Here is a 10162-nt window from a genome sequence, read left to right on the forward strand (position 1 = left end):
AAGTAGGCAAAGGAGGTAAAAAGACATGAGTCGTAGTTTGAAAAAAGGACCTTTCTGTGATGACCATCTAATGAAAAAAGTTGAAGCTTTAAATGCTAACAACAAAAAAGAAGTCATCAAAACTTGGAGCCGTCGTTCAACTATTTTCCCTAACTTTGTTGAACATACATTTGCCGTTTATAACGGAAAAGAACACGTTCCAGTTTATGTAACAGAAGACATGGTTGGACATAAATTAGGTGAATTTGTTCCAACTCGTAAATACACTGGTCATGCTTCTGATGACAAGAAATCTAAGAGATAGTAGGAGGAGAAGAAATGGAAGTAAAAGCAACAGCGAAAACTCTACGTATTCAGCCTCGTAAAGCAAGACTTGTCTTGAACTTGATCCGTGGAAAAGACGTAGAAGAAGCAGCTGCAATTTGTAAATTCACACCTAACAAAGGCGGTTACCTTGTAGGTAAAGTATTGAAAAGCGCAGTTAGCAACGCAGTAAATAACAATGATTTAGACGAAAGCAAACTTTATGTTAAAGCTTGCTGGGCTGATGAAGGTATCACTATGAAACGCTACATGCCTCGTGCAAAAGGTAGTGCAAGCCCAATTAACAAACGTACAAGCCACATTACAGTTGTAGTGGCTGAAAAGGAGTAGGAGGTAAGCTATGGGACAGAAAGTAAGCCCAATCGGGATGCGCGTAGGTGTCATTCGTGACTGGCAGTCAAGATGGTACGCTGACGATAAAGAATTCGGAACTTTATTGATGGAAGATGTTAAGATCCGTGAATTCATCGAAAGCTACTATGCTAAATTGTCAAATGAAGCGCAGGACAAACGAAAAGCAGATCCTCAGATCTCTCGTATCGAAATCGAGCGTACAAAAGGTCGTATGACTGTAATTATCCGTACAGCTCATCCTGGTGTTGTAATTGGTCAGGATGGAAAATCAATCGAAGGATTGAAAAAGAAAATCGAAAAAATGGCGAGTGCCAAAAATGTACAGATCAATGTAGTAGAAGTTGCTAATCCAAACTTAGATGCTCGTTTAGTAGCTCGTTGGATTGCAAATGAACTTGAAGCTCGTAAGAGTTTCCGTGCTACTCAGAAAAAAGCAATTCAGAACACTATGCGTGCTGGAGCTAAAGGTATCAAAACTGCAGTTTCTGGTCGTTTAGGTGGAGCTGATATGGCTCGTACTGAAGGATATAGTGAAGGCGTTGTTCCTTTGCATACACTTCGTAGTGATATTGACTACGCTTGGGAAGAAGCATCTACAACTTATGGTCGTTTAGGTGTTAAAGTTTGGATTTGTCGTGGTGAAGTATTGCCTGGTGAAATGGTTAAAGAACCTGAAGCTCCAAAACAACGCCCAATGCGTAAGGGTAAAGGACGTCGTCGTCCTGCTCGTAACCCTAGACAAGCAGCACCTGCACAGAATGCAGAAGCTCCTGTAGAAAAAGGAGGTAACACTGATGTTAATGCCTAAGCGTACAAAGTATAGACGTCCTCATCGTCTAAGCTATGAAGGTCGTAGCAAGGCTGGACGTACTATTGACTTTGGTGAATTTGGATTGGTTGCCGAAAGTGGTAACTATGTATCTAACCGTCAGATCGAAGCTGCCCGTATTGCCATGACACGTTATATGAAACGTGGAGGTAAAGTATGGATTCGTATTTTCCCTCATATGGCTAGAACTAAAAAACCTCTTGAAGTACGTATGGGTTCAGGTAAAGGTGCTCCAGAAGGTTGGGTTGCAGTTGTAAAACCTGGTCGAGTTATGTTTGAAGTTGGTGGAGTTAGCGAAGAAGTTGCTCGTGAAGCATTACGTCTTGCATCTCACAAACTTCCTGTAAAAACTCGTTTTGCTAGAAAAGGAGAAGTTGAATAATGTTAGCTAAAGAAATTCGTGAAAAAACAAATGAAGAGCTTCTTCAAGAAATCGATACTCTAAAAGATGAACTTTTCAATCTCCGTTTTCAGCAGGCAACTGGACAGTTGGAAAACACAGCTCGTTTAAAAGCTGTCAAGAAAACGATTGCTCGTATTAAGACAGTGTTGACTGAACGTGAAAACGCTGCTCAACAGGATTAGGGAGGACCAATCGATGGAAAGAAATGCTCGTAAAGTATATCGTGGTGTTGTAACTAGCGATGCTATGGATAAAACTATCACAGTAGTTGTTGAAACTAAGAAAACACATCCATTGTATGGAAAACGTGTTAAATATTCTAAGAAATTCAAAGCGCATGATGAAAATAACGAAGCACATGTTGGAGATCGCGTAGTTATCATGGAAACTCGTCCATTATCAGCTACAAAACGTTTCCGTCTTGTTGAAATCGTTGAAAAAGCGCGTGTATAAGAGACTAGGAGGGCGAAACAATGATTCAAAATGAAAGTAGAATGCGTGTCGCCGACAATACAGGAGCTAAAGAAGTTTTAGTTATCCGTTGTTTAGGTGGTAGCGTTAGAAAATTTTCAAATATCGGTGATGTCGTTGTATGTACTGTAAAACAGGCTACTCCTGGTGGATCCGTTAAAAAAGGTGATGTAGTTAAAGCTGTTATCGTTCGTACTAAACGTGGTGTACGTCGTGAAAATGGTTCATATATCCGTTTTGATGATAACGCTTGTGTAATTATCAAAGATGATAATACGCCAAAGGGAACTCGTATTTTCGGGCCAGTTGCTCGTGAATTACGTGACAAGGATTTCTTGAAGATCTGTTCTTTGGCTCCAGAAGTACTATAGGAGGTGTGCCAAGTGAGAATTAAAAAAGGTGATAAAGTTAAAGTCATTACTGGTGCTTACAAAGGCACAATCGGTGAAGTAAAACAGGCTTTCCCAAAAGAAGATAAAGTCATCGTTGAAGGCGTAAACATGGTTAAAAAACATTTGAAACCAACACAGGCTAATCCAGATGGTGGAATCATCGAAAAGGAAGCTAAGATTCACGTATCAAATGTAATGCTTTATGATGAAAAAGCTAAAGCTGCATCTCGTGTTTCAATGCAGATTAAAGAAGATAAAGAAGGAAACAAAGTTAAAGTCCGCGTATTTAAAAAGAGCGGTAAAGAAGTAGGAGGGAAGAAATAATGAACCGTTTACAGGATAAATATCAAAACGAAGTAGTCCCTGCTATGATGAAAGAATTCAACTACAAATCAGTTATGGAAGTTCCTGCAATTGAAAAAGTAGTTGTTAATATTGGTGTCGGTGATGCGATCCAGAATTCAAAATTATTGGATGAAGCTGTTGAAGAATTGGCAGCAATCACTGGACAGCAGCCAGTTATTACAAAAGCTAAGAAGTCAATCGCTAACTTCAAACTTCGTGAAGGAATGCCAATTGGATGTAAAGTTACTTTACGTCGTCAGAAAATGTATGAATTCTTAGACAAATTATTCAATATCTCTTTACCACGTGTTCGTGACTTCCGTGGTGTTAGTGACACAAGCTTTGATGGTCGTGGAAACTATACACTAGGTATCAAAGAACAGATCATCTTCCCAGAAATCGATTTCGATAAAGTAAATCGTTCTCGTGGTATGGATGTAGTAATCGTAACGTCAGCGAAAACAAACGAAGAGGCAAAAGCTCTATTAACTAAGATGGGCATGCCTTTCAAAAAGTAGGAGGAACAACATGGCAAAGAAAGCAATGATCAATAAACAGCAGCGTCCTCAGAAATTTAAAGTTCGTGAGTATACTCGCTGCGAACGTTGTGGACGTCCACATTCAGTACTAAGAAAGTACAAATTATGTCGTATTTGCTTCAGAGAATTGGCTTATAAAGGTCAGATTCCTGGAGTTAAGAAGGCTAGTTGGTAAGGAGGCATATTAAATATGATTATGACTGATCCAATTGCGGATATGCTTACAAGAATTCGCAACGCTTTGCAACAAAAACATGAATCTGTTAGTATGCCTGCATCAAAGGAAAAACAAGCAATCGCTAAGATTTTAAAAGATGAAGGTTTCATCACAGATTACAGTGTTGAAGGTGATGTTAAGAAAACTTTAACGATCACTTTGAAATATGCTGAAGACAACAAACGAGTAATTTCAGGTCTTCGTCGTATTTCTAAACCAGGACTTCGTGTTTACGCTAAAGTAGATAATCTACCACGTGTATTGAACGGACTTGGAATTGCCATTATCTCTACAAGTAATGGTATGATGACAGACAGAGATGCAAAGAAAAACCACTTAGGTGGCGAAGTAATTGCTTACGTTTGGTAATATAGGAGGAAAATAAGTAATGTCACGTATCGGGAATAAACTGATTACCATTCCTGCTGGTGTAACTGTTGAAGTTGCAGCTGGGAATGAGGTGACTGTTAAAGGTCCTAAAGGAACTTTAACTCGTAAATTTTCTGATTTGATGGAAATCAAAGTTGAAGAAAATCAAGTCACTGTAGTACGTCCAAATGACGAAAAACACACAAAACAGCTACATGGTACAACTCGTGCTTTGTTACATAACATGGTAGTTGGAGTTTCTGAAGGATTTACAAAGAGTCTTGAACTTGTTGGTATCGGATTCCGTACAGCAGTTAAAGGGAATGTATTGACAATGAATGTTGGTTATTCTCATCAGGTAGAAATGCCAATTGCTGATGGACTTCAGGTAACATGTCCAAGCGCTACTGAAATTACAGTAGCAGGTATTGATAAACAACTTGTTGGTGAATTTGCTGCAAACATCCGTGCTGTACGTAAACCAGAACCTTACAAAGGAAAAGGTATTCGCTATAAAGGTGAACATATCCGTCGTAAGGAAGGTAAGACAGCTGGTAAGAAATAGTAGTGGGAGAGGAGTAAGAGTATGATTAATAAAGTATCACGTAATGAACAACGTATTCGTCGTCATAAACGCGTTCGTAGAAAAATTAGCGGTACTCCTGAATGCCCACGTCTATGCGTATTCAGAAGTAACGCAAACATCGAAGTTCAAATCATTGATGATGTTGCTGGAAACACATTGGTCAGTGCTTCTAGTGTAAACATGAAATTGGAAAATGGTGGAAACATCGAAGCCGCTAGCAAAGTTGGTGCAGAAATTGCAAAACGTGCAAGCGAAAAGAATATCAAGAAGGTCGTATTTGATCGTGGTGGATATATCTACACAGGTCGTATTAAGGCACTTGCAGAAGCAGCTCGCGAAGCTGGCTTAGAATTTTAGGAGGTCACATCATGGCAATGGAAAGAAAACCTAGAAGAGACCAAAAAGAATTTGAAGAACAAGTTGTTGCGATCAACCGTGTTACTAAAGTAGTTAAAGGTGGACGTCGTTTCCGCTTTGCAGCTCTAGTTGTTGTTGGTGATCGTAAAGGGCGTGTTGGTATCGGTACTGGTAAAGCAAATGAAGTACCTGATGCAATCAAAAAAGCAATCGAAGATGCTAAGAAAAATGTATTTACAGTTCCTATTGTGGGGACAACAATTCCTCATGATATCGTAGGTAACTATGGAGCAGGTAGCGTATTTATGCGCCCAGCTACAGAAGGTACTGGTGTTATCGCAGGTGGTGCTGCCCGTGCAGTTCTTGAACTTGCAGGTATCAATGATATCTTGACTAAATGCTTAGGTTCACGTACTAAGATCAATGTTGTTCGTGCTACAGTTGATGCATTGCAGAACTTAAGAACATTAGATGAAGTTGCTGCGCTTCGTGGTAAGAAGCCAGAAGAAATTCGCGGGTAAGGAGGACAAAGTTAATGAAACTACATGAAATGACTAGTACCGAAGCTCGCAAGAGTAGGAACCGCGTAGGTCGTGGACCTGGAAGCGGAAATGGTAAAACATCTGGCCGTGGACAGAAAGGTCAGAAAGCAAGAAGCGGTGGAGGCGTTCGTCTTGGTTTCGAAGGTGGACAGACACCATTAGCAAGACGTTTACCAAAACGTGGATTCACTAACTTCAATCGTAAAGAATATGCAGTTGTAAATGTTGAAACTTTAAACCGTTTTGAAGATGGAACAACTGTTAATATGGCTCTTCTAATTGAAGAAAAAATTGTTAAGAAAGAACTTTGTGGATTAAAAGTTTTAGGCAATGGTGAATTAACTAAAAAATTAACAGTTCAAGCTGTTAAATTCTCTAAATCTGCAAAGGAAGCAATCGAAAAAGCAGGCGGAACAGCCGAGGAGATCTAAAATGGCATTCCGTGGCAAGGCAATATTTACAAACAAAGATATTCGTAATCGTATCTTGTTTACATTATTTGCCTTTCTTGTGTACCGATTAGGTTCAGCTATTACAGTACCAGATGTAAATACAGCAGATCTTGTTGCGGGTATCGAAGATAATTCGTTATTCGCAATGATCAATCTGCTTGGTGGTGGTGGCTTGGAGCAGTTCTCAATATTTGCGTTGGGGGTTACACCATATATTACAGCTTCTATCATCATTCAATTATTAAGCATGGATGTAGTGCCTCATTTATCTGAGCTTGCAAAGAATGGGGCAACGGGAAGAAAGACATTGGATAAATACACTCGCTATTTAGCTGTTGTATTTGCTTTTGTTCAATCATTCTCTTTAGTTTATGGATTCTCTCAAACCTATACGACATTGATCGAAGGTGGAGTTACCATGGCTAAGATCATGTACATTGCTACGATCTTTACTGCAGGAAGTATGTTCCTTGTATGGATTGGTGACCAAATTTCGATAAAAGGAATTGGTAATGGTATTTCAATGGTAATTATGGCTGGTATCGTAGGTCGTATGCCTCAACAATTTACAGATGCATGGACAACACTTATTGGAGCAGAAAGTACAATTGAAAATGGAACCTGGTTATTTGCAGGATATATTTTGGTTTATCTATTGATCATTATTTTTGTTACATTGATCAATACAGCAGAGCGCCGTATTCCAATTCAATATACTTCAAGTTCAATTCAGTTAAGCAAACGTAGTGAGAGTAATTATCTTCCACTAAAGGTTAACTCAGCAAGTGTTATTCCAGTAATCTTCGCCTCATCTTTGATGATGGCACCATTACAAATTGCAAGTTTTTTCCCGTCTAATGACATCATTCGTACGATGCAGGATTGGTTGGGACTACAAACATGGTATTCATTAGTGATCTATGTTTTGTTGATTTTATTCTTTACATTCTTCTATACGAAGATGCAGATCAATCCTGAAAAAATTAGTGAAAATCTTGGAAAATCTGGTGCTTACATTCCAAGTGTTAGACCAGGAACAGAAACTAAGAACTACGTAAATAAGGTGTTATCAAGAATTACAGTACTGGGTTCAATTTGTTTGGCTTTGATTGCGGTGTTACCTCATATCATGCCACTTATCTGGACTGATATGCCAACTAGCATGGCTCTTGGTGGAACTGGAATGATCATTGTTGTCGGTGTTGCAATTGAGACCGTACGACAAGTACAAGGTTTGATCACACAAAAATCTTATAAAAAATATTTTGAAGACTAAGTAGTCTATGGAGTAAAAGTATGAATATCTTTATCATGGGTGCTCCTGGTTCAGGAAAAGGAACATTCTCAAGCCGTATCAAAGAGGAATTTAATTTGAATCACATCTCAACCGGTGATATCTTCAGAGAAAATATTGCTAACGAGACTGAGCTTGGATTGCAGGCAAAATCGTATACTGAAAAAGGTTTGCTTGTACCTGATGAGATTACCAATAATATGGTTAAAGAATACTTGAGCCATTTAGCTGATAAAAAGAATGGATATTTGTTGGATGGATATCCAAGAACTTTAGATCAGGCAAAAGCATTTGAAGAAATGACAAAAGGAACAGACTTAGCTGTTGAAAAAATCGTAGTTATGGATGTTCCATTTGATGAACTGACTCGCCGAATCACAGGTCGTCGTCTTTGTAAAAAATGTGGAGCTATCTTTAATATTTATTCAAAACCTCCAAAAACAGAAGGTGTTTGCGATGAATGTGGTAGTGCATTGACTCAAAGAAAAGATGATAATGAAGAAAGCTTGAAAGTTCGTTTAGATGAATATGCAAAAAATACCGAACCGGTAATCGCATATTATGAAGAAAAAGGCATGGTTTCTCGTATTGATGCTTCAAAAGCTATCGATGCGATATGGCCTGAATTAAAAGAAACCTTGAAAAACAAGTAGATTGCGCTTATAATAAATAGGCGCAATTTGCTTGCGTTATTTTATATATCACGTTTCTGCTAAAATCCGTATATTTATATACGCATTTTAGAAGGTACTTTAAATACGTGATAGGAAAGGACAGAGAAATGAAAGTAAGACCATCTGTAAAACCAATCTGTGACAAGTGTCGCGTAATCCGACGCAAGGGGCGCATCATGGTAATCTGTGAGAACCCAAAACACAAACAGAGACAAGGAAACTAAGAAAAGTAGGAGGAAAAACATGGCTCGTATAGCAGGAGTAGATATTCCAAACGATAAGCGAGTAGTGGTCTCATTGACATATATCTATGGAATCGGAAGACCAACTGCAGAAAAAGTATTGGAAGAAGTAAACGTAGATGAAAACATCCGAGTAAAGGATCTAAGCGAAGAACAGTTGAACGCAATCCGTAAGGCGATCGATGCGATCAAGGTCGAAGGAGATCTAAGACGAGAAGTACAGCTGAACATCAAGCGATTGATGGAAATCGGATGCTACCGAGGGATCCGCCACAGAAAAGGATTGCCAGTTCGCGGACAGAGAACGAAGACAAACGCAAGAACAAGAAAAGGGAAGGCTAAGACAGTAGCCAACAAGAAGAAGTAAGAAAGGGGAGTAGAAGGATATGGCAAAGGTACAGAAGACAAGAAAACGTCGTGTAAAGAAGAATATAGCACGCGGATGTGCACACATCCACTCAACTTTCAATAATACGATCGTAACGATCACAGACGAGGCGGGAAATGCAGTTGCATGGAGCAGTGCAGGAGCCTTAGGATTCAAGGGAAGCCGAAAGAGCACACCATATGCAGCGCAGCTGGCAGGAGAAGCAGCCGGGAAAGCGGCAATGGATCATGGAATGAAGACTGTGAGCGTAGAAGTAAAAGGACCTGGACCAGGACGAGAAGCAGCGGTAAGAGCGTTGCAGGTAGCTGGACTAGATATCACAATGATCAATGATGTAACACCAATTCCACATAACGGATGTCGTCCACCAAAACGACCTCGTGGATAGTAAGGAGGCAATAGATGCAGGAATTCGAAAGAGCTTCATTTCACAAAGAGTTTGTAGATGAAGAAAACAATACTGGATCTTATGTTTTTGAACCTCTTGAAAGAGGCTTTGGAACTACAGTAGGCAGCACAATTAAAAATACAATGTTATCAAACTTGCCTGGTTGCGCTGTTATTGGTTTTAAAATTGAAGGATGCACAAAAGATCAGACTGTGATCAAAGGAATCCTTGAAGATGTAAATACTCTTTCTTTAAATTTGAAGGCTTTAAAAATTTCTTGTGAAAGTGAAGGAATCAAAGCACTTCATATTTCAAAAAAAGGACCAGCAATCATTCAGGCAGCTGATATTATTTGTCCTGAAGAGGTTGAAATCGTGGATTCTGAACAAGTGATCTGTACTTTAGAAAAAGGAACGTCACTTGAAATGGATCTATATGCTTGCCTTGGAACAGGATATAAAAGCTCATTGGAAAATGAAGAAGAGTACGATTTAGGTGAAGATGTTGTATTCCTAGATGCAATGTTTACACCAGTAAAAAGTGCTGACTATCTATCTGAACCAGCACGTGTAGGACAGGATGCAAAATATGACAAGGTTCATTTTACCGTAACGACAAATGGAACAATCACACCTTTACAGGCTATTAGTCGTGCTGCAGCGTTCTGTGTTAAGAATTTAGATGTGTTAGTACCATTAGCAAATCTAAAACTGGAAGAAAGCTTTATGGTACAGCAGCCACATGTTGAAGATACCAAGAAAGTCAATACAATGATGATCGAAGATTTAGATCTGTCTGTACGTTCTTATAACTGCTTAAAACGTGCAGGTATTCAAACCGTGGATGAATTAACTCAAAAAACTGAAGATGAAATGATGCATGTTAAAAATCTAGGAAAGAAATCATTGAAAGAAGTAAAGGACAAAATGTTCCAGTTAGGTTTGTTCTTTAAATCTTATGAGTAGCAGGAGGAGCAACTATGTGGAATCGTAGATT

Annotated in this window: 21 protein-coding genes; all 21 read left to right on the forward strand. The window is 39.0% G+C overall.

The annotated features are described in order from the left end of the window. Positions 1-25 precede the first annotated feature (25 nt). The 21 genes from rpsS (at position 26) to HMPREF0367_RS00600 (ending at position 10131) form a co-directional block, all read left to right on the forward strand. Complete coding sequence (gene rpsS, locus HMPREF0367_RS00505; RefSeq protein WP_015535564.1) at positions 26-304, forward strand: 30S ribosomal protein S19; 279 nt, start codon at positions 26-28, stop codon at positions 302-304. Between the two features lie 14 nt (positions 305-318). Then, a complete protein-coding gene (rplV, locus tag HMPREF0367_RS00510; protein WP_015535563.1) occupies positions 319-654 on the forward strand; it encodes a 50S ribosomal protein L22 in 336 nt (111 codons plus the stop codon). Positions 655-664: 10 nt separating this feature from the next. Further along, the gene (gene rpsC, locus HMPREF0367_RS00515; protein ID WP_015535562.1) at positions 665-1486 is read left to right on the forward strand and encodes a 30S ribosomal protein S3; all 822 of its coding nucleotides are present in this window, start codon (positions 665-667) and stop codon (positions 1484-1486) included. Further along, positions 1473-1889, forward strand: a complete 417-nt coding sequence (gene rplP / locus HMPREF0367_RS00520) for a 50S ribosomal protein L16 (protein WP_015535561.1) — start codon at positions 1473-1475, stop codon at positions 1887-1889. Before rpsC ends, rplP begins: the two co-directional genes overlap by 14 nt. Then, positions 1889-2092 carry a 50S ribosomal protein L29 gene (gene rpmC / locus HMPREF0367_RS00525; RefSeq protein ID WP_015535560.1) on the forward strand — a complete coding sequence of 68 codons (204 nt, stop codon included), beginning with the start codon at positions 1889-1891 and terminating at the stop codon, positions 2090-2092. Before rplP ends, rpmC begins: the two co-directional genes overlap by 1 nt. A gap of 13 nt (positions 2093-2105) precedes the next feature. After that, on the forward strand, positions 2106-2363 hold the full coding sequence (rpsQ, locus tag HMPREF0367_RS00530; protein ID WP_015535559.1) for a 30S ribosomal protein S17: 258 nt from the start codon (positions 2106-2108) through the stop codon (positions 2361-2363). A 20-nt stretch (positions 2364-2383) separates the two neighbouring features. Beyond that, positions 2384-2752, forward strand: coding sequence for a 50S ribosomal protein L14 (gene rplN / locus HMPREF0367_RS00535; RefSeq protein ID WP_015535558.1), 369 nt, complete (start codon positions 2384-2386; stop codon positions 2750-2752). 12 nt (positions 2753-2764) lie between these two features. Beyond that, entirely contained in the window at positions 2765-3097 is a 333-nt protein-coding gene (gene rplX / locus HMPREF0367_RS00540; RefSeq protein ID WP_022355606.1) for a 50S ribosomal protein L24, read from the forward strand. Next, positions 3097-3636 carry a 50S ribosomal protein L5 gene (rplE, locus tag HMPREF0367_RS00545; protein WP_015535557.1) on the forward strand — a complete coding sequence of 180 codons (540 nt, stop codon included), beginning with the start codon at positions 3097-3099 and terminating at the stop codon, positions 3634-3636. The genes rplX and rplE overlap by 1 nt, the downstream gene beginning before the upstream one ends. Before the next feature lie 10 nt (positions 3637-3646). Continuing rightward, positions 3647-3832 (forward strand): type Z 30S ribosomal protein S14, encoded by a 186-nt coding sequence (locus tag HMPREF0367_RS00550; protein ID WP_015535556.1) that lies wholly within the window; start codon positions 3647-3649, stop codon positions 3830-3832. 15 nt (positions 3833-3847) lie between these two features. After that, a complete protein-coding gene (rpsH, locus tag HMPREF0367_RS00555; protein WP_015535555.1) occupies positions 3848-4243 on the forward strand; it encodes a 30S ribosomal protein S8 in 396 nt (131 codons plus the stop codon). Positions 4244-4262: 19 nt separating this feature from the next. Further along, positions 4263-4808, forward strand: a complete 546-nt coding sequence (rplF, locus tag HMPREF0367_RS00560) for a 50S ribosomal protein L6 (RefSeq protein ID WP_015535554.1) — start codon at positions 4263-4265, stop codon at positions 4806-4808. Positions 4809-4829: 21 nt separating this feature from the next. Further along, positions 4830-5186: a 50S ribosomal protein L18 gene (gene rplR, locus HMPREF0367_RS00565; RefSeq protein WP_015535553.1), complete on the forward strand. Its 357-nt coding sequence runs from the start codon at positions 4830-4832 to the stop codon at positions 5184-5186. Positions 5187-5203: 17 nt separating this feature from the next. Next, on the forward strand, positions 5204-5707 hold the full coding sequence (gene rpsE, locus HMPREF0367_RS00570; protein WP_187365566.1) for a 30S ribosomal protein S5: 504 nt from the start codon (positions 5204-5206) through the stop codon (positions 5705-5707). Positions 5708-5721: 14 nt separating this feature from the next. Next, on the forward strand, positions 5722-6159 hold the full coding sequence (gene rplO, locus HMPREF0367_RS00575; protein WP_015535551.1) for a 50S ribosomal protein L15: 438 nt from the start codon (positions 5722-5724) through the stop codon (positions 6157-6159). A 1-nt stretch (position 6160) separates the two neighbouring features. Beyond that, entirely contained in the window at positions 6161-7456 is a 1296-nt protein-coding gene (gene secY / locus HMPREF0367_RS00580; RefSeq protein ID WP_035400111.1) for a preprotein translocase subunit SecY, read from the forward strand. Positions 7457-7476: 20 nt separating this feature from the next. Further along, the gene (locus tag HMPREF0367_RS00585; RefSeq protein WP_035400114.1) at positions 7477-8127 is read left to right on the forward strand and encodes an adenylate kinase; all 651 of its coding nucleotides are present in this window, start codon (positions 7477-7479) and stop codon (positions 8125-8127) included. A 128-nt stretch (positions 8128-8255) separates the two neighbouring features. Further along, positions 8256-8372: a 50S ribosomal protein L36 gene (gene rpmJ / locus HMPREF0367_RS10160; protein ID WP_081683596.1), complete on the forward strand. Its 117-nt coding sequence runs from the start codon at positions 8256-8258 to the stop codon at positions 8370-8372. 19 nt (positions 8373-8391) lie between these two features. Next, complete coding sequence (gene rpsM, locus HMPREF0367_RS00590; protein WP_035400116.1) at positions 8392-8757, forward strand: 30S ribosomal protein S13; 366 nt, start codon at positions 8392-8394, stop codon at positions 8755-8757. A gap of 19 nt (positions 8758-8776) precedes the next feature. Continuing rightward, positions 8777-9166: a 30S ribosomal protein S11 gene (gene rpsK, locus HMPREF0367_RS00595; protein ID WP_022356035.1), complete on the forward strand. Its 390-nt coding sequence runs from the start codon at positions 8777-8779 to the stop codon at positions 9164-9166. 14 nt (positions 9167-9180) lie between these two features. Then, on the forward strand, positions 9181-10131 hold the full coding sequence (locus tag HMPREF0367_RS00600) for a DNA-directed RNA polymerase subunit alpha (protein ID WP_022356034.1): 951 nt from the start codon (positions 9181-9183) through the stop codon (positions 10129-10131). The last annotated feature ends 31 nt before the right edge of the window (positions 10132-10162 follow it).

The sequence above is a fragment of the Faecalitalea cylindroides ATCC 27803 genome (assembly GCF_000469305.1).
GTDB classification, from domain to species: domain Bacteria; phylum Bacillota_I; class Bacilli_A; order Erysipelotrichales; family Erysipelotrichaceae; genus Faecalitalea; species Faecalitalea cylindroides.

Bases quoted from the DNA above. Each gene is read 5' to 3' on its own strand.
- rpsS (WP_015535564.1), top strand. From the start codon at position 26: ATGAGTCGTAGTTTGAAAAAAGGACCTTTCTGTGATGACCATCTAATG.
- rplV (WP_015535563.1), top strand. From the start codon at position 319: ATGGAAGTAAAAGCAACAGCGAAAACTCTACGTATTCAGCCTCGTAAA.
- rpsC (WP_015535562.1), top strand. From the start codon at position 665: ATGGGACAGAAAGTAAGCCCAATCGGGATGCGCGTAGGTGTCATTCGT.
- rplP (WP_015535561.1), top strand. From the start codon at position 1,473: ATGTTAATGCCTAAGCGTACAAAGTATAGACGTCCTCATCGTCTAAGC.
- rpmC (WP_015535560.1), top strand. From the start codon at position 1,889: ATGTTAGCTAAAGAAATTCGTGAAAAAACAAATGAAGAGCTTCTTCAA.
- rpsQ (WP_015535559.1), top strand. From the start codon at position 2,106: ATGGAAAGAAATGCTCGTAAAGTATATCGTGGTGTTGTAACTAGCGAT.
- rplN (WP_015535558.1), top strand. From the start codon at position 2,384: ATGATTCAAAATGAAAGTAGAATGCGTGTCGCCGACAATACAGGAGCT.
- rplE (WP_015535557.1), top strand. From the start codon at position 3,097: ATGAACCGTTTACAGGATAAATATCAAAACGAAGTAGTCCCTGCTATG.
- HMPREF0367_RS00550 (WP_015535556.1), top strand. From the start codon at position 3,647: ATGGCAAAGAAAGCAATGATCAATAAACAGCAGCGTCCTCAGAAATTT.
- rpsH (WP_015535555.1), top strand. From the start codon at position 3,848: ATGATTATGACTGATCCAATTGCGGATATGCTTACAAGAATTCGCAAC.
- rplF (WP_015535554.1), top strand. From the start codon at position 4,263: ATGTCACGTATCGGGAATAAACTGATTACCATTCCTGCTGGTGTAACT.
- rplR (WP_015535553.1), top strand. From the start codon at position 4,830: ATGATTAATAAAGTATCACGTAATGAACAACGTATTCGTCGTCATAAA.
- rpsE (WP_187365566.1), top strand. From the start codon at position 5,204: ATGGAAAGAAAACCTAGAAGAGACCAAAAAGAATTTGAAGAACAAGTT.
- rplO (WP_015535551.1), top strand. From the start codon at position 5,722: ATGAAACTACATGAAATGACTAGTACCGAAGCTCGCAAGAGTAGGAAC.
- secY (WP_035400111.1), top strand. From the start codon at position 6,161: ATGGCATTCCGTGGCAAGGCAATATTTACAAACAAAGATATTCGTAAT.
- HMPREF0367_RS00585 (WP_035400114.1), top strand. From the start codon at position 7,477: ATGAATATCTTTATCATGGGTGCTCCTGGTTCAGGAAAAGGAACATTC.
- rpmJ (WP_081683596.1), top strand. From the start codon at position 8,256: ATGAAAGTAAGACCATCTGTAAAACCAATCTGTGACAAGTGTCGCGTA.
- rpsM (WP_035400116.1), top strand. From the start codon at position 8,392: ATGGCTCGTATAGCAGGAGTAGATATTCCAAACGATAAGCGAGTAGTG.
- rpsK (WP_022356035.1), top strand. From the start codon at position 8,777: ATGGCAAAGGTACAGAAGACAAGAAAACGTCGTGTAAAGAAGAATATA.
- HMPREF0367_RS00600 (WP_022356034.1), top strand. From the start codon at position 9,181: ATGCAGGAATTCGAAAGAGCTTCATTTCACAAAGAGTTTGTAGATGAA.